This window comes from Paenibacillus sp. AN1007, from assembly GCF_040702995.1.
GTDB lineage: Bacteria > Bacillota > Bacilli > Paenibacillales > Paenibacillaceae > Paenibacillus.
The window spans coordinates 2,827,876-2,849,873 of record NZ_CP159992.1 but is presented as its reverse complement, the minus strand read 5'-3'; the positions used below and the strand labels follow the sequence as shown (position 1 = coordinate 2,849,873).

The window sequence follows — 21,998 nt, the reverse complement described above, 5'->3', positions numbered from 1 at the left end:
AGGCTGCCAACGGCAGCTTTTTTGTGATTTCAGGGCCGGTATGACAGAATGTTTATAACATTCGGAATGCAAATTTTCACAGGACTCTTTGGCAAATAAAGAAATGTCCGTATAATAGAGTCTACTGTATGATTAAAGATAGATGTGAGATCAGATGCCGAGAGGATGTATTAGAGATGAATTATACCTTTTCCAACCGGATTGCATCACTGCAGCCGTCCATTATCCGCGAAATTCTGAAGGCTTCCTCAGGTCAAAATGTCATTCCGTTCGCTGCGGGTAATCCCGCGCCGGAAACGTTCCCGATTGAAGCTATTCGCACATTCACACAAGCGATCCTGGAACAGGACCCGGTTACGGCGCTGCAGTACGGGATTACGGAAGGTTATGTTCCGCTGCGTGAAGCACTTCAGCAGCATCTGGAGCAAAATTTCAACACAGGCAGGCCATCCGACCAGCTCTTTATTGTGTCTGGTGCACAACAGGGGATTGAGCTTGCATGTAAAGTGCTGTGCAACGAAGGAGACACGATTATTTGCGAGAGTCCAAGCTTTATCGGTTCCCTGAATTCATTCCGTGCTTCCGGTGCGAAGCTGGCTGGTGTGCCGATGGAGATGGATGGCATGGACATTGATAAGTTAGAACATACGCTGCAGACGGAACAGAATGTAAAGATGATCTATGTGATTCCTAGTTTCCAAAATCCGACAGGTGTAACTACCAGTCTGGAGAAACGCAAAGCGATCTATACACTTGCTAAGAAGTATAATGTTATGATTTTGGAGGACAATCCGTACGGGGAGCTTCGATTTAATGGCGAGGACGTGCCAACGATTAAATCCATGGACGAGGAAGGCTTGGTCATCTATGTTGGTTCTTTCTCCAAAATTTTGTCAGCCGGTCTGCGCGTTGGCTTTGTACAGGCTCCGCATGAAGTGGTAGAGAAGATGGTTGTTGCGAAGCAGGGGGAAGACGTGCATACGGCAATGCTTCCACAGATTTTGGCCCATCGGTTTATGACACAGTATGATTATGCAGGTCATATTAACCATATTCGCGAGGTTTACCTCCGAAAGGCCACACTGATGATGGACAAGCTGCAGGAACATCTGGGCGATGCTGTAACCTATACCCGGCCGGATGGCGGATTATTTCTGTGGTGTGATCTTCCCGCTCATGTACCGATGATGGATTATGCCAAAACGGCAGCTGCGCAGGGTATAGCTGTGGTACCAGGCAATGCGTTCCTTGTGAATGAGCAGGACCCATGTAACGCGATTAGGCTGAATTTCTCGACTCCGTCCGACGAGCAGATTGTCAAAGGTGTAGAGGTTCTCGGACAAGTGTTACGGACTTCGTTTTCCTAAAAGGCTTTTATCATATAGTTCATATCTAAGTTAGCGAAAGCCGCCCTCGGGCGGCCTTTTTCGTTGTTTCCTCATGTAAACTTCTTTAATTATCTTCTTTACTTATAGGCTTAATTATCCACCAGTGCACTCAGCTCTGCCCGAAATACATTCTGTCCCTTCTGATTGTAGGTGCTCAGCAGCACGGTTACCGTACCGTTGCCTACTCGTCTGGGCCGTAGTTCAATAACCTCGGCTATCACATGCAGCTCATCCTCCGGATACACAGGTTTGAGAAATTGAAGCTGGTTCATGCCTGTTCCAGCGATGATATGGTCCCCGTACACGCCAACATCGATCCACAGTTTGAATGAGACGTTCAATGTCTGCATTCCTGATGCGATCAGGCTTCCGAAACGCCCCTGCTTGGCTTTTTCCTCGTCCAGATGCATATATTGCGGATCATACATTTCGGCAAAACGAATGATATCATCCTTCGTTAAAATGACTGACTTCGTTTCATAACGCTGTCCTACTTCAAAATCGCTGAATTTCATATCATCCCACTCCGATTCATTGAATGTCCACAGCTTATGTTAACACGTCCGCCTCAGATATCCCTAATTGAAGAGAGTCGGTTATTTGGATGTTTGGTCCAATTTTAGTTAGAATATGAGAAAAGGGTGAGTCCATTCAGGTATAAGATATAGAAACAAGAGGTAGATGTGTGTGGAAAAAAGAGGAGGCGAATGATATGGGCGTACCTACTTTTCTGGAAACAGGTCACATGGCCGACGGGTTTCCCATTCGGTTGATTTATACAGGTGCACAATTCAATTATGCCGCACATTGGCATGACGAGGTAGAACTTGTTGTTGTGAATGGAAAGCAGGCACGGATTGGTATCAACGATCAGATTTTTGATCTGAATCAGGGGGATATCATTCTGATCAAGCCAGGGGATGTTCATTATTTTATGCCGGGGACCGAACGTTTGACGATTCTGCTGTTTCGGCTCGAATTGCTTACCGGAAGCTTCACGAATGAAGCAGAGATGCAGGAACTGGGCGCACTTTTTAATCAAACAACAATCATTCCGTCCAGCAGTGATTACAATCCCGGTCCTTACATTGAGGCTATTGCTGCTGAGAAAAAAAATCAGAAACCCGGTTACCGCTGGTTGATGGTATCCCGGTTATATGATCTGATCGTTCTGCTGCTGCGCACCGCACCACCACGATCCGAGAAAATGTCACCCTGCTGGCCCTGCGTATCTTCCAAAAAGTTCGAATTTCTTGAATCGGTCTGCGAATATCTGGAAGAACACTATGCCGAGCCGATCAAGCTGGAGCAGGTCGCAGAGCATATGAAATTCAGCAAATTCCATATCTGCAAGCTCTTTAAAGAGGTCAAAGGCATCACGCTGATGGAATACCTGAATCACTTTCGCATTATCAAGTCCGAGTGGGCGCTGCTGTTTCGTCAGGACTCCATTCTGGAGATTGCCATCAGTCACGGATTCAACAATGTGAACTCTTATAATCGTCTTTTTAAGAAGTATAACAACTGCACGCCGTCTGAATTTCGCAAACGTCATCGTTCCAATATCGCAAAATATCAAGGATGATTGACAATATTTGTGGAGAAAGCGATCGCTCAAATTCATATACTCAAATAAATTGTAAGCGTTTCCTTTTTGGGGAGGGTACTTATGAAGAAATGGTTTAAGCGATGTGCTGTACCAATGATGGTGCTTGCAAGCTCAGTCATGCTGTTGACAGGTTGCCAGACAGGAACGTCCAATGGGTCCAAACAGCAGGAAATTACAGTCTGGAGTTTCACGGATGAGGCAGGCTACGCCATTGAGAAATTCGAAGAGAAGTATCCGGATATCAAGGTGAATTTCGTTAATATTCCGGGTAACTTCTACCTCACCAAGCTCAAATCAGCACTTCAGACCCGTTCGAAAGCACCCGATGTGTTCATGATCGAGAACGCAAATATCAGGGAAATGATTGATGTGCCCTATCTGGAAAATCTGTCACCTCCGCCGTATAACGCCGACGAGTTAATTAAGGAGCAGTATCCGTTTGTACAGGCCAATGAGAAGGATAGCGAGGGGAACGTCAGGGCAATCGGTTATCAAGGTACGCCGGGCGGTATCTATTATCGCCGCGATCTGGCGAAGGAATATCTGGGCACAGACGATCCGGAGAAAGTGAGTGCCCAGATTGATACATGGGAGAAAATTTTCGCAATAGGAGAGAAGGTGCAGGAGCAAAGCGGTAACAAGGTGCATGCTCTGGCGAACTGGAATGGAATCGCCAACTCGTACGATGGCATTCCCTGGGTGAAGGACGGGAAGCTGGTCATTGATCCTACTTATATGAAGGTGCTTGATCTGGTGCGTGAGGCAAGGCATAGGCGTGTGCTGGCTGAATACGAGGACGGAAGTGCGGGTTATGCAGCATCGATGCAAAAAGGTGAAGTGATGTTTTACCCGGCTGCAACTTGGGGACTGCAGTTTACATTCAAAGCGAATGCACCTGATACCGAGGGATTATGGGGCTTGGCCCACGGACCTTCATCCTTCAGTTCAGGGGGAACTTACATTGCGATGTATAACCAAAGTGACCGGAAAGATGCAGCCTGGAAGTTCATTGAATTTTATAACTTTAATCATGAGTTTCTAACGGGCCTGGCCAAAGATCAGGATTATTTTACGAGCAACATGGTGGTGAATGATCAGCTTGCAGATTCGCTCACTTCGGCCTATCTAGGCGGACAGAAGCATTTTGAATTTTTCTCGGAGGCCGCGAAGCAGGTTCCCGTGTACGAACGCACCAAATATGACGGCATTATCAACACGGATATCTACCGAAATCTGCTGCAGCTGTATCTAAACGGTGATATCGAAACAAAAGAGGATGTAGTGAAACGCATCAAACGTGATGTGCGCCTAAGATTCCCCGAACTAGATGTTGAGCAGGAGTAAGTTTATTGCTCAACAATCTACGAAGTTAACTAAGCGTTTACACCAAAAACGAAGAGGACAGAAAAAACCTGGAAAAGCGGAGCTAAACGTTTTCTGAAAGAAAGCTGCATCGAAAGCATACGCTGCGCCTTTATCACCGGATTCTCCCTTTTAAAAAGGGAATCAGAGAAATCCGGGGATAACAGCGATTGAAAGGTTGTTCTGTCATCGGAGTGCTTGTGTAACCCTCGTGGTTTACTTTAGGTCATATTGATGAATGGAGGACAGCGCATGTTTGCCAAAACGATTCGCAAGGACCATTACGGCTACTACTTTATCGCTCCTTTTTTTATCGTGTTCGCCATCTTTGGACTGTATCCCATCCTGTACTCGCTGTATATCAGCTTCACGAATTTTGACGGGATTACGACGCCGGAGTTTGTGGGGATCGGTAACTACGTCGCCGTGCTGCAGGACCCGCTGTTCTACAAAACACTGTTTAATACACTCTTTATCTGGGGCGTGTCAGTTGTACCCCAGCTGACCGTATCCCTTGTGCTGGCTTTTATTCTGAACGACAAATTGTTAAAAGGGCGGGATATATTCCGGGCGGTTTACTTTTTCCCGAATATCGTCACAGCAGCTTCGCTCGGTTTGCTGGTTAGTCTGATATTTGATTGGCAGTCGGGGGGACTGAACCATTTCCTCATGCAGGTAGGTTTGATTCAAGATCCAATCAACTGGAAAAACGACCCTTGGTTTATGAGGCTGATCGTCTCATCTATCCTGTTCTTTCAGTACTTTGGTTACTCGATGGTTATATATCTGGCCGGTCTGCAGGGAATTGATCCCGCACTGCAGGAAGCCGCCCAGATTGATGGCGCCAAGAAAAAACATATCTTCCTGCACATTATCGTACCGATGCTTAAACCTATTATTTTGTTCCAGATCATTACGTCCATCATTGGCGGCATTCAGATTTTCGACCAGCCGTTTACATTGACCAATGGTAATGGCGGTCCGGACCGTGCGGCAATGACCAGCATTATGTACCTGTATAATGTGGCGTTCCAGAGTACACGTTTTGGTTACGGAGCAGCGATTGCGTTCTGCCTGTTCATCATCATTATTTTGTTATCCGTGGCATCCTTCATCATGACCAAACGGAAGAGCCGTTCATAGGGAGGGAGAGATTGTATGCAAACTGCTAAGGCTACCGTTCAGCGAGATGCCGTGCTCCAACATCATGCGCTCCGCCAGCGGCTGACATTGGGGAAAATCCTCATTTATCTGTTTCTGATCGCCCTCGCTGTCTTGTGTGTCATTCCGTTCTACCTGATGCTGATCTATTCCACACATAACAATGCGTCGATTGCATCCAGCTTTACGTTTCTTCCAGGAACGTTTCTGGTGGACAATTACGTGAATATGGCTTCCAAAATCAATATCTGGCGAGGTTTCGCCAACAGTTTCTTTATCGCCGGAAGCTCTACAGTGCTCTCACTTTATATTGGGGCTTTAACGGCCTATGGCTTTGCCAAGTTTAATTTTAAAGGCCGCACCGGACTCTTTCTGTTTCTGCTTGCGACCATGATGGTTCCGGGCCAGCTTGCATTGATCGGGGTTTATCGGCTGTTCAGTACACTTGGTCTGCTTGACAGTTATGCGGCAATTATTTTACCTGCAGCGGCCAATGCCTTTAACGTCTTTTTTATCAAACAATTTATGGAGAGCAGTATCCCGGATGAGATTATTGAATCGTCCCGCGTGGACGGTGCAAATGAGTTCAGGACGTTTAATCAGATTGTACTGCCGATTCTTGGGCCAGCCATCTCTGCACTAGGGATCTTTACTTTCATCGGATCATGGAATAACTTCCTGACACCGCTCGTGCTGTTCTTCTCCCTGGATAAATATCCGCTTCCCGTGCTGGTCGCTCTAGTTCAGGGTTATTACGGCATGGACTACGGACTGCTTTATTTAGGAGTCGCTATTTCGATTTTGCCGATTATTGTTGTGTTCGCTGTATTTTCCAAACAGATCATCGGAAGTGTCGCTTTGGGGGCAGTCAAAGGATAGTTTGACGCATATATGCCGCTTGAGCAGAGCCGCTCGCAAAGCGGCTCTTTTTGTCGTTTCTGCTGCATATTTCAGGTGAAGGAAGCAAATGATATCTTTTACTGAGAATACTTGGACACCGCGGAAGAGGGGAGGCGAAGCCCGTGAAAGAGAGCAATGAGAACGCCGATTCAAGCGCAGCGGAGAAGCAGGAATCGAAGCAGAGTACAGAACATGCAGCGGAGTCAATTGCGAAACAGGATACTGAACAGGACACAAAACAAGACACAAAACAAGATCAGAAAGATCAAGATGTGAAAAAAAGTACAAAACAGGATTCAAAAAAGAAAGAAGACCCGAAGCAATCCGGTCAGGACTCAGCTGGAGAACATCAAGATCTGCCGTTGACAGGCAGCCTGGTCACGGATGAAGCGACGCTGCGTGCCGTATTTACCGACTGCTCTGATGTAGTGTTTCATTCCTTTGAGACAGCGGGCTTCACTTCGGCTCTTTGTATATACTGTCTTGGTTTATGTGACACAGAACGGCTCGAACGCCAGGTATTAACGCCTGTTCAGGAGATTGGGATCGAAGCGGCTCAAGTTCCCTTATCTTCTGTGAAAACGGTGGAAACGTCCAAACAGGCGGCAGAAGCCATACTTGAAGGCGAAGCCCTTCTGTTCCTAGAAGGATCTAATGTTGCGACAGCGTATCCGCTCTACAAAGCCGCCAACCGTTCAACGGAAGAACCTTTGGCAGAATCCACTGTGCGCGGCGCAAGAGACGGCTTCACCGAGTCGCTCGCAACTAATCTTTCTTTAGTCCGCAAACGTCTCAAAACACCAGCGCTGAAGTTTCGTACACGCACCGTTGGTGAAAGCTCGAATACCAGTATTGTACTTGCTTATATGGAAGGTATCACGGATGCTTCACTGCTGAAAGAAGTTGAACAACGGCTCGATCGGCTAAGAGTTCGTGACATTCTGGAAAGTCAATACATTGAGGAGGATATCATTGATCAGCGTTTCTCTCCTTTTCCACAGATGATTGCGACAGAACGCCCAGACGTTGTGGCTTCCAATCTGATGGAAGGACGATTTGCCATACTGGTCGATGGTACACCATTCACGCTGGTGGCACCTGTAACGCTGGTTTCAATGCTGCAGTCTCCAGAGGATTATTATCAATATGTGTTTATGAGCGTATTTCTGCGCTGGCTGCGATACGTGTTCTATGTGCTGTCCCTGCTCCTGCCGTCTGCCTATGTCGCTATCACAACGTATCACCAGGAGATGATTCCTACGGTGCTGCTTCTGAGCATAGCCAGAGCAAGAGAGGAAATTCCTTTTCCTGCACTCGTCGAAGCACTGATTATGGAGATTGCGTTTGAAGCACTTCGGGAAGCCGGTGTTCGCCTGCCCAAGCAGGTGGGTTCCGCTGTCAGCATCGTCGGTGCGCTGATCATAGGACAAGCTGCTACGACTGCCGGCATCGTCTCTGCGCCGATGATTATTATCGTTGCGATTACAGGGATCGCGTCTTTTATGATTCCGCGTTACTCCGCCAGCATTGCAACGCGCCTGCTCCGTTTTCCCATTATGATTCTGGCTGGAACGTTGGGGTTGATCGGGGTCATGCTTGGCGTCATCCTGATCGTCATTCATCTAAGCAGTCTTCGCTCCTTCGGGGCGCCATATCTGTCTCCAGCTGCACCAACCAATGCCAAAGGTCTCAAAGATTTATGGTGGCGTCCAGCACCTTGGAATAAGCCGCGTTAAGAAGTCAATGCATTCATGATCCGGGAAAGGGGAGTCGCAATTCATGTTAACTGACCAAGGACGAATATCCGAGACACAGCTGGCGTTCATGATCTTCCCGGCCGTCATTGCCACTGCGATCCTGTCTGTACCTGGAATTACGATGCATTATGCCGGTCATGACATGTGGTTATCTCCAATTATTGGATCGGTGATTGGACTTGCGACGATTGGTATATCACTTGGACTGGGGCGTATGTACCCGGGGAAATCACTCATCCAATCCAGTGTCCTCGTTGCTGGCCGTATACCGGGCAAAATATTGGGACTTGTCTATATTTTTTTCATGCCTCATCTCACCGGGCTGGTTATTCGAGAATATGGAGAATTTATTGCGAACAACGCGCTGCCTCGTACACCGATGTTCATAATCATGGGTACGATGATGCTGGTGTGTGCGATTAATGTCAGACTTGGCATTGAAGTCGTCGGAAGAACCGCTCAGATTTTTGTGACACTAGTGATGGTTATGCTGGGTCTCGTCTTTGTGCTGCTTATTGGGGATCTGCATCCGCCCGAGCTGTTTCCTTTTATGGAAGATGGCCCGATGCCTGCCGTCAAAGGAGCACTCGCTCCTGCGGCGTGGTTCAGTGAATATATCGTGATTGCATTTCTGCTGCCTTATGTGAATCGGAAGAGGCGTACCGCACGTGTGATGCTGGGTTCCTTGTTTACGACTACGATTGTCATGACCGTGATTAACGTCGTTTGTTTGTTTTTAATCGGAGATTTGACAGACACGTTTGTATTTCCGGTCATGATTGCGGCAAGGTATATAACAATCGCGGACTTTTTACAGCATATTGAAGCCATTATCATTGCCGTGTGGATCTTCGGGATTTTTGTGAAGATTTCAGTGTTTTTCTATATATTTGTGACTTCTACAGCAGAATGGTGCGGCTTGAACGACTACAAACCTCTGGTTAGTCCGCTTTCCTTTCTATGCATGGTCTTTTCGTTCTGGGTAGCCTCGGGCGGGTCGGGGTTATCCAGCCTTGTGAGTCCTTCGGCTAACTTTTATACGATTACCATTTTGCTCATTCTCCCAGGGTTAACCTATGGCATTGCGTGGGCGAAGAAGGGGTGGGCTTATGTGCGGAAAAAACGTGCGGATGCCTGATTCCATGAAAACAAAAAGGACTTCAGGATGCAGAACATTACTCCTGAGTTTCTTATGCTGCATACTGCTCAGTGGATGCTGGGATCGAATCGAGATTAATGATCTCGCCATCGTGCTGGCTACCGGAGTGGACTACCACAATGATCAAGTCGAACTGACATCGCAAATATTTGTTCCTCGTAAGGCAGGAGGAGGCGACAGCGCTGGCAGTGGAGGCAGCCCGAGCGGAGTAACACTGACACGATCAGCAGAAGGGCGTACCATCGCAGAGGCTCTTAATCGTTTGCAGCGCAAAGTTCCGCGGAACATGTTCTGGGGACACTGTGAAGTGATTGTAATAAGTGAAGATGCCGGAAAAAAAGGCATACGTGAATATATCGATTTTTTCCTCCGATATCCTCAGATCAGGGAACATGCCTACATTTTCTCCACGCCTGAGCCTGCCAAAAACATTCTTGACCTGCTTGATCCATTGGAAAGAAGCTCTGCCGAGTCTTTGCGTGAGATGGCCAATATGAAGCTCGGAACACGGACTACCGTCCTGGAACTCGCGCAATCTATTGAAGGGCCAAACCAGTCGGTGATTCTGTCCCGCATGCTGACACTTCCGCCGGATGAAGGTCAGGACCAATTGACCACGACACCTTATGTGAAAGGGTTGAGTCTCTATAAAGGCGATACTTACATTCGTAGTGTGCAGGAACCGTTAACTGTGGGTATTTTGATGCTCGCCAACGAGCTGAATAACATTATTATGCCTGTCGATGTGGAGCCGGAAAAAGGTTCATTCTCCATTCAGCCGCTTGAGGTGAAGACGAATCTGAAGCCGAATATTTCGGGAGGACATTGGAGAATGAAGGTGGATGTACAGACTCGGGGGGAGGTCATGTTAAATACAACAGACCTAGATCTCACCGACCCGGTTGTGATGAAAAAGCTGGAGGAGGCCTGGGCAGCACAGCTGCTGCACATGGCAAAATCAGCACTTCACCTGTCCCAACAAGAGATGCGTACAGACTTGTTTAAGTTTGGCGTGGAGTTTCGCAGATACTATCCGAAACAGTGGAAGGCACAAGAAAAAAATTGGGAGCAGCTGTATTCGGAACTGGACGTGGACGTTCAGGTTCATGCGCAGGTTGTGCGTACAGGCAAGTCGGCGGGACCTCAAGGAATCCCGGATGAGCAGGGGAAGTAACCCATCACCGGATAAAGTGAAAGGTCAGGATGCAAATTCCATTTTATAGTCTGGGGAGAACAGAGATGGAATGATGAATAGAAGGAAGGTCATAAGTCGTGAAAATAGCGTCTATGCTGGGGATTCTGATGCTTGCTGCAGCGATCATATATGTAGAATGGAAGCAGTACAGAGAGAAGAAAACTCGGATCATCTTGGCCGGAATTACCGCAGCAAGTGCAGTCATCGGCATCTTACTGCTGATTGATCCCAGTTTGCCAGGACCAAGTGAGCTGATCAAGCTTCTGTTTGGCAGTGTCGATAAAGTCATGAAGTAGCGAGAATCAGGGCAGCAGGGGAAAGAAGACCAAGGAGTAGAAATACAAATCGTGAAGAAAACGTAAGAAAATACGAGGAGTTACAGTAGATATCGTAACGTTACATTAGACAATAGACAGATGAAGAGGATGATATAAATCCTGGCAGGACCAAACAAGCACGTACCCCATATGGTTAAGGGCACGTGCTTGATTTTCATCTACACATGTTCATTACATGTCTATTGGCCGAATACATATTCACCTGCCGCATACATATTCAAGACTCAGAAAAAGCGAACAGAGATGAACCTGCCTCTTATTCCTTCACTACCGATGCACGTACAGCGGACTCCATTTCGTTGGTGTACGTACGGAACAGACCCAGCCGCCAGAAGGCTGCTCCCTTCAGATCGTATCGTTTAGCAAGTCCGAGCTTGTCCCCGACTGATGCAGGGGTCTCACTATTTATGCTGATGCCAAGCAGTAATTTCTCTTTGGGTGCACCTGTCTGCAGCGCAAGCTGAACAGCCTGATCAACCAAGCTGTTTGGTTCGGCATTCTGCGCTTTCGTTCCTGCCGGATTATACTGGTAGGCCATAATAATAAGATCGTCCGCTATGGAAGAAAGTGTTTTGTAATCATATCCTTTGTATGCGCTGTTGAGCGGAGGAACCGCTAGTGAGATTTGAATCTGTTGAGGCAGTGATTCCCGAAGCTGTTTCACATACTGATTCAGCAGCAGCTGCTGCTGTGCCGCATCCAGTTTGAAACCGAGTCCTTCAAAGTCAAGCACCACACCGCCAAAACCGTAATCCTGAACGGCCGCTTTAATCCCCTCTATGGATTGTTGTCGTAAACTGCCGTCACTAAGCACTTTGGTTAATTCGCCATTGCCATCCAGAGCATACACCATCAGACTGGGCTGGATGTGCTGACTGGCCGCGTCAGCCACGATGGATTTGGGCGTTACTTCACCAGCGGCAGCTGGAACCTGGTATTCTTTTCCTTCAAGCGTGAATCGACCGTCCCGATCAATACGGCTCCAGCCAAAAGCAACGGAATTCATCGAGGGCAGCAGATCAATCTCGTGATAGGCTTTTACCGCATAGAATGCACGGAGATGCATCTCCCGTTGTGGTGACACCATGGAGACCGTCTTGGAGTTTTGATCCCATCCGGTGCGTACACCAAACTGGCTGCTGAACGAACTGAGAGGAATGAGCACACGTCCTTCCCGCTGTACCGGAGCCGCAGCAAGCTTTACTTTGGCACCATTGACAGTCGCTGTTGTACTCCCCACCTGAAGCGTTACTTTCGTTGTTTTTCCCATGGACGTATGAACTGCGGTTACGGTCTGTGTCTTGCTGTTCCAGCTGATATCAATGCCAAGTGCTTCTCCGACGGTACGGAAGGGAACATAGGTGACGCCCTGATCGATTCGCGGTTCTGCATCAAACTTTAGGGGAACATGATCCAACTGCACGGAGATGGCAGGCGCTGCATATAGACTGCTTGTTTGGGCTGCAGGCATGCTGCTCATCATGGACAATGCCATGACGGCCGCTGCCGCGATTTTTCCAGTACGCTGTATGAACATCGTAAGTTACCTCCAGAAATCTAGTAATCTATCATTCAAAATAAAGCAAATCTATCATAACAAAATTTTCATATTGTTCCAATACGAGAAAGCAGAGAGTAGGCATAACACAAGCTTAATCTTAAATATAGTGGAGTATATTGTGCGAAAGGAGTGTGTCTTTTTGCCGAACTCCACCGGTTTTATTTACAACCCGACTTCGGGTCCGACACAATCTACGCAGCTTATTGTCACCTGCATTAACGATTCGCTCAATGCTCCTGTCAGTGTAGAGTTGGAGGTTTTCAGGTGGGATACAACCCAATTGACTCGAGTTCCAATAGGTCATGATTTATTTGAGATTTTACCGCAAGCCACGAGAACGCTCATCTATCCACTGGTTAATGCTGCATTTTTCGAGGTGCAGAGTGATTATTTCAGTGCGACCAGTACCGTGATTCATGTTTATGGCGTGGATTCTACAGGCCAGATTATACAGCGAGTTCTTCAATCAGAGATGACATTAATAGACCGTTTCACAAACATTCCATAAAAGAATAGAGGTGAAGTCGTTTGGTCGTTGTGAATATTACCGGTGCTTTGGGTGGCAATCAATTCGAACCTTCTATCGCAGTCAATATTTTAAATCCGAATATCATGTGTGTTGTTGCTGTGGATACAAGCACTGGACCAACATTAACAGGTTTTTATCGTTCTATCGACGGGGGGAATAGCTGGTCAACTACTGTTCTTCCTCAACCCGCAGGCTATTCAGGAGCGGAAGCTCCTACCATCGACTATACGTTTCCAAGTACATTTATCGTTACAGTCCATGCATTTAACGGAATCAATGACGGAACGATTGTGAGCTATACTTCCTTCGATGATGGGGCTACGTTTCAGCCTCCGGTCATTGTGCAGCTGGGGTTTGGAACCATCGTGCATAATGATGAACCTTTCATTGCTGTAGACCGCTCCCCTGGCAGTCCATATCGGGGTCATGCGTATGTAGGCTATACCCCGCTTGCTACAACTTCTTCTGCTATTTTCACTCAAAGATCTGTAGATCAAGGAATCACGTGGGAACCCCCCGATCGACAATCGAATCCCCGAGGTATCCATGATCGCGCAGCCTTGGCGGTTGGTTTCTCTGGCGAGGTCTATGCGGGTTATATCATTACAGGACCAGCCAGCCCTTCAGCATTACTGCGTATATCTTACGATGGAGGAATCAATTATCAGCCGCCGATCGAACGACAGTCCACCTTTATTAGCTCCGTTGTGCCTTCGCCATCACCTCTGCCTGTGCCTAATTATAATTTCCGAGTGCAGACCAATCTGAGTTTGGCTGCCGATATATCCATTGGTCCAAACAGCGGAACTTTGTATGCGGTGTGGAATGACGCTCGCGCTGGGTATACCGACGTACTTCTGTGTGAATCTCCCGATGGGCTTCTGTGGTCTGATCCGATAAGCATTACGGCAGCACCGCCAGGTACGCAGAACTTTTTTCCGGCCATCACCGTTTCTCCATTCGCGGGAACGATTCGGGTAATCTATTACAGCAATCGAATTGACGGGTTTCTGTTGGATGTATTCGCTGCAGAGTCCTTTGATGGAGGGGCGAGCTTCAGCAACCGGCGTCTAACAACGACGTCCTTCAATCCTAACGGTATATCTCCAGTGCCGACCGTTCTCATTGGCGATTACATTACAGCCGCTACATATGCTCCGGATAATCTGGCTGCGGTATGGATGGCAACCACGCCACCGACGGGCAAGCTGGATGTTTATTTCGGGAATTAACATCATCCCTACTAACGAACTAACCCCATACCTGTTCTTGTTCAAAGTACGGGTCACAGGTATGGGGATTAGGCCGTGTACGCATTTGTTTAATCCGAAACGATAAATCCGTCGAAACTTTCAGGACCGACCCGGACGGTACCCAGCAGATTGGTGGTGATAAATGCAGTATAGGTTATCTGCGGAGTTACAGGCGGATTATAATCATTGGCAGAAAACATGATGACTTCCGGTACAAGCAATCCGCCCAGACCATAAGTATGGTTGGCGGAATAAACGAGTGGATCAGTCGGGAGTGTACCTCTTACAATCGTAATTCTGACTTGGAAAAGAGCCAGTGGAAGCTGCACCGTAATTGTGCCTTTCAAAGACACTCTCGGATTAGGGCCTGCACCCGCAGTGATTAACCCGATCTGAGCAAATAATTGAGGTGTATTAATGACTGGAATAGGGATAGCAATGGAATTGAACAGAGCGGCATTCAGCGATACCCTTGCATCAAGAAGCTTGGTCATATAAATCCCTCCTAAGCGATCAGATAGGATACTATATTCAACATTCACTGGTTCGCATGGACGAGCGCTTAGCACAGAAAAAATTAAGAGACTGCATCAGAGAGCAGGTTGAGTTTCAGTCCTTTGACATGAGGGGGATGGAATGAGAAAATATGTTGTCGCAGCATGAAGAGTACTAAACAATCGATGTTGGAGGTTTGAAAAATGAATCAGCGCTTCAAAATTACCAGATCCATGCAGGAGAATAACCCCGAACAGAGCATTTCATTAGAGGAATGCAAAGCTTATTTTGCATCCAGACCAGATTTTACGTATTCCACGGAACTTCATATCGTTAGAGCGGAGAGTACGATGACCATTCAAGGAGATTTCTTTATGTGGGAGCATGAAGGACAGCAATTTCCGTTTCGTTTATATATGGGAGAGTTATACGCTGCGATTTCAAATGAGGCCATCGTTCCAGTGATGATGGAAGCAGCTTCTCACCTGCATGGCGATATCGTGGAGGGATAGGCAGCCTTCAGAAGGCATGAAGAAAAGAAGGCGGAATCGATTTAGACTGTCACAATAATAATAATTACTCCAAATGATTCTTCTGGGAAAATGAGACTAAAGCTCCATTTTATTTCCAAATTATACCTTGTAGAATATGGATATCTCATTTTACAGGAGGATGATTTGATTTGAGAAAGTCTAGGCTGCTGCTGATGGTTTTCATGAGTATGATCCTTGCTTTTACTTTACCTGGCATTGGGCAGAATATGAAGGCTTCTGCTGCAACGGCACGCACTCCAATCGTATTTGTTCATGGATTAACAGGTTCGGACAGCAATTTTTTGGCCATTGAGAGATATCTGCGCGGTGAGGGATGGTCAAGGGAAGAGTTGTTCGCCATCGATCTTCCAAGCAAGGCAGGGAATCAACTGTTGAATTCCGCAGCGATCAGTCGCTTTGTGGATGATGTACTTCGCCAAACGGGTCATTCCAAAGTCCATATCGTCGCACACAGTATGGGCGGTGCGAACAGCCTGTATTACATATTGAACCGTGGAGGCGCTGACAAAGTAGATAAGCTCATTACGCTGGGTGGGGCTAATCGCTTGACAACAAGCAGAGCGCCGAGCGGCGTTACAGTTACTTCGATCTATTCAACAAGTGATACCATTGTCTCACCGGTTTTGTCCCGTTTAGACGGGGCAAACAATATTTCTGTTAATCTGGTAACGCATATTGGGCTGCTGTTTAACTCCAGAGTAAATGCGTTGATCAAAGCGGCACTAATAGAATAGCTGTAGAGAATCTACACTTATGAAACGACTGACCATTCTTGGTCAGTCGTTTTTTTGAATTACAGGAGATGCTTGAATCAGTATCAATCGGTCTTCACATTTCCAGAAAGTTGGGTCCATTCAAAACATCCAGTGGATAGGATAACAGATTTGGATGCATTTCAAGGCGCTGTAAGAGCATTTCAACCCATTTCTATACAGCTTTACTTGATAAGATAGTATATTAGAAAAATAAATAAAGGCTTGCGCGCAGGAAAGGCGGGATGGGATGTATCATGCAGCGATATGTGATGACGACGAGCAGCAGCGAGAATTGGTAAGGCATATGCTGACTTCGTTCTCGCTCAAAACCAATATCGAGTTTCAGATCACCATGTTCAGTTCAGGAGAACAACTTTTGGCACACTATGAGGATCAGAGAGAGGCGTTTCACCTCATCATTCTGGATGTAGAGATGGGTGGGTTAAATGGGATACAGACGGCCAATGAAATCAGAAAATTAAAGATCTTGGATGTACAGATCATGTTTCTAACTAGTTATCCCGAGTATATGGTTCAAAGTTTTGATGTCATGACGTTTCAATATTTGATTAAGCCGATCCAGACAAGCATCCTGGAAGAGAAGCTGATCAAGCTCCATCAGTATTTTCAAGCTATGGATAAAAAGTATATGGTAATTAAATCGGATTACGATGATTTGATGCTGAAATATGAAGATATTTTATGGATTGAGGTCATCAAAAGCCTTACGGTTAAAAATAAGCTAAAGGTGATCACTCATGATAACTCTTATGAAACAAAAGGTATTATATCGGCCTACGCTCGAGCGCTGAAAGAGCACGGTTTTATGCAGATTCACCGATCCGTCCTGATCAATCTGATGCATGTACACAAGTTCACGGGTACACAAGTCACGATGCTGGATGGGACCTCATTACCCATAGGTCGTTCCAAAATCAAAGAAGTTAAGGATACGTACACCAAATATATGATTATGAGGGTGCAGTAAGATGAACTTCCTGCATCTGGTGCCCGTCCTTTTGTTGACGCTGCTCATGACCTTTCAAGCGAATTATTATTTTGATTCTGTACTGGGGAAGTCCCGGCGCAAACCTCGCAGAACGATCTATTTCACTGTGTTTATGCTGCTGGATTTCTTTTATTTGGCTGTGCGATTACCTTCTGTTTTTTCGACTGTAATAGCATTGATCTTTATCTTTACTTTGGCGCAATCCTACCGGGCAGAATTAAAATTGAAGATCATGTTTACGGTGATGTATGCAGCACTGCTGACCACGGTGAATGTCATTTCAATTTATGTTTTCAGCGTGATTGACGGCATTGATTACCTGAAAGAGGCTGTCTATGGCACGGAAGCTATATGGCTGTTCTCCAAAGTTCTACTGCTCGGATGCAGTATCATGTTTATTGTTATTCCCATTGTTCATCTGATTGCCAAACGCATGAGCTTTGCGGTGCATTATCGGTCATATTTGTTGTTTCTAATCGTAACGGCGATTACGGTGTACCAGATTAATGTCATTTCGATCTACAGCGAGAAAAATATTTATTACATTTTTTCAGTGTTGGGCTCGCTCTTTCTCAATGTATTCATTGTCTATGTATTCGATAATATCGTAGAGAAAGCCCAGCTTGCGCACGAGAATGAACAACTGCAGCGGCAGATGGATTATCAGGATGCCAATTATGAGAAGACCGTACACAGTTTCAAGAGTATTAAAAGCATTATTCACGATATCAATCAGCAGTTTCTATATATTGAAGAATGTGTGCAGCGTAATGAATTGGCAGCAGCAACAGAGCATATGCACGTTACCTTGAACACCATCGAGCATGCTTACCAACGCGTGAATAGTGGTAATCTGGTTATTGATGCTTTGGTTACCAATACACTGGCTGTTGGACAGGCAAACGGAATTCGAGTCGATACGCGCATTCAGCTCCATTCCCAGCATGTAGGCATTGAACGATACGACCTGTGTGTTGTGCTTGGAAACATCCTGGACAATGCTGTTGAAGCATCCAAGAAAGTGCGAATTGCCGAAGATCGCTATATGTTAATATCTATCCATTCTACAGCTTCAGCTCTGGTAATTCAGGTTATGAATCACGCAGTACAACCCGCACCGGGCTTGAGGAGTGATAAGTCGGATTCGGAATTTCATGGCTTTGGTCTAACCAACATATCGAGGATCTGCAGCAAATATGGAGGACATATGACGATTGAGCAGGGACAGGGCTCGTTTAATAACATGGTTGTTCTTCCATTCAATACAGACAACGTCTGAACTGTCGTTCAGGGGTTGTTTTTTTCCACTCAGGGTTCTTTACCGCAGGCAGCGCCTTTACCGGATATGATGAATGCATTCATGTATATCCATCACAAGGAGGAAGTCTGAATGAAAAGAATAATCACCGTTCTATGTGCCCTCATGCTTGTTATTATGCCTGTAACAGATGTTAAAGCCCAGGCGAATGAGAAGCAGACGATCGAAGGAAAAGCCAAACAATTAGCTGAAATGCTGGTTCAAAATTATGGTGTTACGAGTGTGCAGTATGCCGTTATGGACAAAGGAAAAGTGGTTATATCGGACGGTGCAGGATTCCACGACAAAGCAAGCCAGAAAGCCGTGGATAAAGACACCATGTACGGCATAGGCTCCGTAAGCAAAATGGTGGTGACATCTGCAGTGATGATGCTCGTGGATAAGGGTAAGGTTGATCTGGATCAGCCGCTTACCACATATATTACCGATTTCAAAATGGCAGATCCCCGCTATAAGCAAATCACGCCGCGCATGTTAATGAATCATTCATCCGGCTTGTATGGTTCGCAGTACGGAAACAGCATGCTGTTTGATGATAACGACACACGCAATCATGATGAACTGCTGATCAAACTCCAGGCTGAACGTCTTAAGTCTGAGCCTGGTGAATACTCCGTTTATTGTAACGATGGGTTTCAACTGCTGGAGATTTTGGTGGAACGCATGAGCGGACAAAGTTACAGCAAATATGTGGAACAATTCATCAGCAAGCCGCTGCAGCTGAATTCAACGAAGACGCCAATGGATTCTTTTGATAGAGACAGGTTAGCTGAGACCTATTGGCCAACGTTTAAACCGAAGATGCCTGTTGAAAATGCGAATATTATCGGTACTGGCGGCATTTATTCCACTTCCGAGGAGTTAGCTGCATTTGCCGAAGTGCTGATGGGCAATCATCCGGATATCCTGTCGGAAGCTTCCGTCCAGGCTATGCAGCGTCCAGAGTATCGCAAAGGTATATGGGTGACTGATGAGATCAATTCATTTAACTATGGACTCGGCTGGGATGCCGTAGAGCTTGCTCCGTTCAGCGAATATGGGATCAAGGCACTGACCAAAGGCGGAGATACCATGATGTATCACGCCTCGTTGATCGCAATCCCGGAGCACGACATATCCATGGCAGTGTTATCTTCAGGCGGATCTTCCGTTTTTGACCAGATGTTTGCCGCTAAAGTATTGCTGGAGGTATTGAAGGAGCAGGGTATTATTGACAGCATTAAACCGGATCGCACCTTCTCCGCACCAGTCCAGACCAAGATGCCTGCTGAGATGAAAAATTACTCCGGATTGTATGGGACCGTTGGTGCAGTTACAAAAATTGATATTCAGAATGGAGTATTCACACTGCCAGCTATGCTGGGCGGACTGATCGCTGAACAACCTTATGTGTATACAGGTGACGGGTACTTCACAAGCAAGGACGGAAGCGTGAAAGTGAGTTTTGTGAAGGAACGCAATGCCAAGACCTATGTGAAAGTTCAAGGATATCTTAACCTGCCGGGACTTGGACAGATGGGGATGAGCACGTATGACTATCAGAAGCTGGAACATAACAAGCTGGATGCGGTTACCCAGGAGAAGTGGTCTGCACGGAACGGCGTGAATTATTTTGCACTGGACGAAAAAATCACATCCATTTTCTATCTGGTTCCATCGCAGCTGATTAAAAACTTTAACGTCAGCACAGAGCACGGTTATGTGAACGGGACGAAAATTACAGACGAGAATCATGCCGTTAATGTGGCCGAAATCCCGATTATGAACGGCCGAGACGCTTTTGATTTGCAATTGATGAAGAAACAAGGGGCTGAAATTCTCACCCAGAACGGACTGGAATACATCTCTGAAAAGAATATCAAGCCTATATTTGGCGGAAAATCAGGAATTGCAACCATCCCGGCGAGTGGCCAAGCGCGCTGGTATGCTGTTGGCGGAAAATCGGCTGAAAAGACGATCACAGTGGATTCTCCCGCGCAAGGAGGGTATGCGGTATATAGTGACAAAGGTGAAGTATTGCATTTCTCCATCGCAACTGGCGAGCAGACGACCAAACTTCCGAAGAACGGGTTTATCGTGTTTGGCGGCAGCGCTGGTGACATTTTTCAAATTCATCTAAAATAAAGAGACACGGTTTGGGTATAGCGTTCCAAAGCAAAGGGCTGCCGCATGGCGGCTTTTTGTGCATCTGAATAAACTTAGATCAGTTATCGCTGGACCTGGCAGACTGCTGTGAAAAAATATTTATTGGAAGGTCCGGTCAAGCCGAAATGATTTGACTTCGAGTTTGCTCTAAGGTGTAGACTGATTATAAGAGTCCCATCAGGGCTTAATAGTATAAGCAGTTACAGTGAGAGTACGAAGGAGCTGAATCATATGAACATTGATCATGAAACAAGAACGCAGCAGCATGGGATTGATTCAGGTTTTGATAAGAACAGTACGGCGGATGAGGTCCTGCATGGATTAGATTTGTCCGGGCGTCTCGCTGTCGTGACAGGTGGTTATTCCGGTCTGGGACTCGAGACCACGCGTGCTCTGGTTCGTGCAGGAGCACATGTTGTCGTCACTGCACGCAGACCAGACGCAGCGCGTGAAGCTTTGGCCGATCTTGAACATGTCGAAGTGGACGAGCTGGACCTTGCTGATCTGTCCAGTATTCGTGCCTTTGCTGCACGTTTTCTGGCAGCCGGTCGCAGTATCGACATGTTAATCTTGAATGCAGGCATTATGGCTTGTCCAGAAACTCGTGTCGGTCCGGGATGGGAAGCCCAATTTGCTGTAAACCATCTTGGACATTTTGCACTCACGAATCTGTTATGGCCTGCTTTGGTTCACGAAGGCGGCGCTCGTGTCGTTTCCCTTTCCTCGGCAGGGCATCATTTCTCACCGATCCGCTGGCATGATATTCATTTTGAACAGGGATACGAGAAGTTCCCCGCCTACGGTCAGTCCAAAACAGCGGTCAGCTTGTTTACGGTGGAACTCGACAGACTTGGCAAGCCGTATGGAGTTCGTGCGTTTGCCGTACATCCGGGCGGAATTATGACTCCGCTGCAGCGCCATATGCCCAAGGAGGAGATGGTTACTCTCGGATGGATTGATGAATCGGGCAGCGTGGCGAATCCGGCATTCAAATCACCTGAGCAGGGTGCGGCAGCCCAAGTCTGGGCTGCCGCATCTCCCAAGCTTGAAGGCTTCGGCGGTGTGTACTGTGAAGACTGTAACATCAGTGAAATGGCTCCCGAAGACGGTGGATTTTACGGTGTGAAACCTTACGCTATTGATGCAGAGCAGGCGGAGCGCCTATGGGCATTATCTGCCGAACTGACTAACACGGATATTCCGGTAAGCGGGCGGGAGTAAGTTGAAACTTATTTTATGGAATCGGGAAAATTGCAAAATATACTCAATGTAAATTCAGCGCTGCGGACACTGCCTCCGCAGTGTTTTTTCGTTTTGCTCTTCTAAACAGAGTATAAATATGCTGATGGATTGATTTTGGCTTGTACCCGAGTGCCTATTCGGCAAACAGGCGAATATCATGGAGTATAGGGTGAATTTCATCGATCTATAGAGGGAATTATGAGGATAGATTGTCATTGGAGTGTGTTTCGATTTACAATGTAGGAATCATGTTCTTTTTGAAGAACGC

Annotated in this window: 20 protein-coding genes; 17 read left to right on the top strand and 3 right to left on the bottom strand. The window is 46.6% G+C overall.

Going from position 1 to position 21,998, the window contains the following annotated elements; translation table 11 throughout:
* Positions 1 to 176: 176 nt before the first annotated feature.
* Positions 177 to 1,367, top strand: a complete 1,191-nt coding sequence (locus tag ABXS70_RS12550) for a PLP-dependent aminotransferase family protein (protein WP_366296129.1) — start codon at positions 177 to 179, stop codon at positions 1,365 to 1,367.
* Positions 1,368 to 1,477: 110 nt separating this feature from the next.
* Here ABXS70_RS12550 and ABXS70_RS12545 read toward each other — a convergent pair whose 3' ends face one another.
* A complete protein-coding gene (locus ABXS70_RS12545) occupies positions 1,478 to 1,903 on the bottom strand; it encodes a MaoC family dehydratase (RefSeq protein ID WP_366296127.1) in 426 nt (141 codons plus the stop codon).
* Between the two features lie 197 nt (positions 1,904 to 2,100).
* Between ABXS70_RS12545 and ABXS70_RS12540 the strand changes: the two genes are divergently transcribed.
* The 8 genes from ABXS70_RS12540 to ABXS70_RS12505 all read left to right on the top strand — a co-directional run bounded on the left by ABXS70_RS12540 (position 2,101) and on the right by ABXS70_RS12505 (position 10,827).
* Complete coding sequence (locus ABXS70_RS12540; protein WP_342555927.1) at positions 2,101 to 2,973, top strand: AraC family transcriptional regulator; 873 nt, start codon at positions 2,101 to 2,103, stop codon at positions 2,971 to 2,973.
* An 84-nt stretch (positions 2,974 to 3,057) separates the two neighbouring features.
* A complete protein-coding gene (locus tag ABXS70_RS12535) occupies positions 3,058 to 4,341 on the top strand; it encodes an extracellular solute-binding protein (protein WP_366296125.1) in 1,284 nt (427 codons plus the stop codon).
* Between the two features lie 270 nt (positions 4,342 to 4,611).
* Entirely contained in the window at positions 4,612 to 5,502 is an 891-nt protein-coding gene (locus tag ABXS70_RS12530; RefSeq protein ID WP_342555929.1) for a sugar ABC transporter permease, read from the top strand.
* Positions 5,503 to 5,517: 15 nt separating this feature from the next.
* Positions 5,518 to 6,399 carry a carbohydrate ABC transporter permease gene (locus ABXS70_RS12525; RefSeq protein WP_366296123.1) on the top strand — a complete coding sequence of 294 codons (882 nt, stop codon included), beginning with the start codon at positions 5,518 to 5,520 and terminating at the stop codon, positions 6,397 to 6,399.
* A gap of 143 nt (positions 6,400 to 6,542) precedes the next feature.
* Complete coding sequence (locus ABXS70_RS12520) at positions 6,543 to 8,156, top strand: spore germination protein (protein ID WP_342555931.1); 1,614 nt, start codon at positions 6,543 to 6,545, stop codon at positions 8,154 to 8,156.
* A gap of 43 nt (positions 8,157 to 8,199) precedes the next feature.
* Positions 8,200 to 9,315 (top strand): endospore germination permease, encoded by a 1,116-nt coding sequence (locus tag ABXS70_RS12515; protein WP_366296120.1) that lies wholly within the window; start codon positions 8,200 to 8,202, stop codon positions 9,313 to 9,315.
* 4 nt (positions 9,316 to 9,319) lie between these two features.
* Positions 9,320 to 10,510 carry a Ger(x)C family spore germination protein gene (locus ABXS70_RS12510; protein WP_342555933.1) on the top strand — a complete coding sequence of 397 codons (1,191 nt, stop codon included), beginning with the start codon at positions 9,320 to 9,322 and terminating at the stop codon, positions 10,508 to 10,510.
* A gap of 98 nt (positions 10,511 to 10,608) precedes the next feature.
* Positions 10,609 to 10,827 carry a hypothetical protein gene (locus ABXS70_RS12505; RefSeq protein ID WP_342555934.1) on the top strand — a complete coding sequence of 73 codons (219 nt, stop codon included), beginning with the start codon at positions 10,609 to 10,611 and terminating at the stop codon, positions 10,825 to 10,827.
* 298 nt (positions 10,828 to 11,125) lie between these two features.
* Here the strand turns inward: ABXS70_RS12505 and ABXS70_RS12500 are convergent, their stop codons facing one another.
* Positions 11,126 to 12,406 (bottom strand): stalk domain-containing protein, encoded by a 1,281-nt coding sequence (locus ABXS70_RS12500; protein WP_366296117.1) that lies wholly within the window; start codon positions 12,404 to 12,406, stop codon positions 11,126 to 11,128.
* Positions 12,407 to 12,569: 163 nt separating this feature from the next.
* Between ABXS70_RS12500 and ABXS70_RS12495 the strand changes: the two genes are divergently transcribed.
* The gene (locus ABXS70_RS12495; protein ID WP_342555936.1) at positions 12,570 to 12,938 is read left to right on the top strand and encodes a hypothetical protein; all 369 of its coding nucleotides are present in this window, start codon (positions 12,570 to 12,572) and stop codon (positions 12,936 to 12,938) included.
* Between the two features lie 29 nt (positions 12,939 to 12,967).
* The gene (locus ABXS70_RS12490; RefSeq protein WP_342556324.1) at positions 12,968 to 14,191 is read left to right on the top strand and encodes a sialidase family protein; all 1,224 of its coding nucleotides are present in this window, start codon (positions 12,968 to 12,970) and stop codon (positions 14,189 to 14,191) included.
* Positions 14,192 to 14,280: 89 nt separating this feature from the next.
* Here the strand turns inward: ABXS70_RS12490 and ABXS70_RS12485 are convergent, their stop codons facing one another.
* On the bottom strand, positions 14,281 to 14,706 hold the full coding sequence (locus tag ABXS70_RS12485; RefSeq protein ID WP_342555937.1) for a hypothetical protein: 426 nt from the start codon (positions 14,704 to 14,706) through the stop codon (positions 14,281 to 14,283).
* Between the two features lie 204 nt (positions 14,707 to 14,910).
* Between ABXS70_RS12485 and ABXS70_RS12480 the strand changes: the two genes are divergently transcribed.
* The 6 genes from ABXS70_RS12480 (at position 14,911) to ABXS70_RS12455 (ending at position 21,709) form a co-directional block, all read left to right on the top strand.
* Positions 14,911 to 15,219 carry a hypothetical protein gene (locus ABXS70_RS12480; protein WP_366296115.1) on the top strand — a complete coding sequence of 103 codons (309 nt, stop codon included), beginning with the start codon at positions 14,911 to 14,913 and terminating at the stop codon, positions 15,217 to 15,219.
* Positions 15,220 to 15,389: 170 nt separating this feature from the next.
* Positions 15,390 to 15,995, top strand: coding sequence for an alpha/beta fold hydrolase (locus tag ABXS70_RS12475; protein WP_366296113.1), 606 nt, complete (start codon positions 15,390 to 15,392; stop codon positions 15,993 to 15,995).
* A gap of 268 nt (positions 15,996 to 16,263) precedes the next feature.
* On the top strand, positions 16,264 to 17,004 hold the full coding sequence (locus ABXS70_RS12470) for a LytTR family DNA-binding domain-containing protein (RefSeq protein WP_366296111.1): 741 nt from the start codon (positions 16,264 to 16,266) through the stop codon (positions 17,002 to 17,004).
* A gap of 1 nt (position 17,005) precedes the next feature.
* Entirely contained in the window at positions 17,006 to 18,304 is a 1,299-nt protein-coding gene (locus ABXS70_RS12465; RefSeq protein ID WP_366296109.1) for a GHKL domain-containing protein, read from the top strand.
* Positions 18,305 to 18,415: 111 nt separating this feature from the next.
* On the top strand, positions 18,416 to 20,467 hold the full coding sequence (locus ABXS70_RS12460; RefSeq protein WP_342555942.1) for a serine hydrolase domain-containing protein: 2,052 nt from the start codon (positions 18,416 to 18,418) through the stop codon (positions 20,465 to 20,467).
* Positions 20,468 to 20,719: 252 nt separating this feature from the next.
* Positions 20,720 to 21,709: an SDR family NAD(P)-dependent oxidoreductase gene (locus ABXS70_RS12455; protein ID WP_366296107.1), complete on the top strand. Its 990-nt coding sequence runs from the start codon at positions 20,720 to 20,722 to the stop codon at positions 21,707 to 21,709.
* Positions 21,710 to 21,998 lie beyond the last annotated feature (289 nt).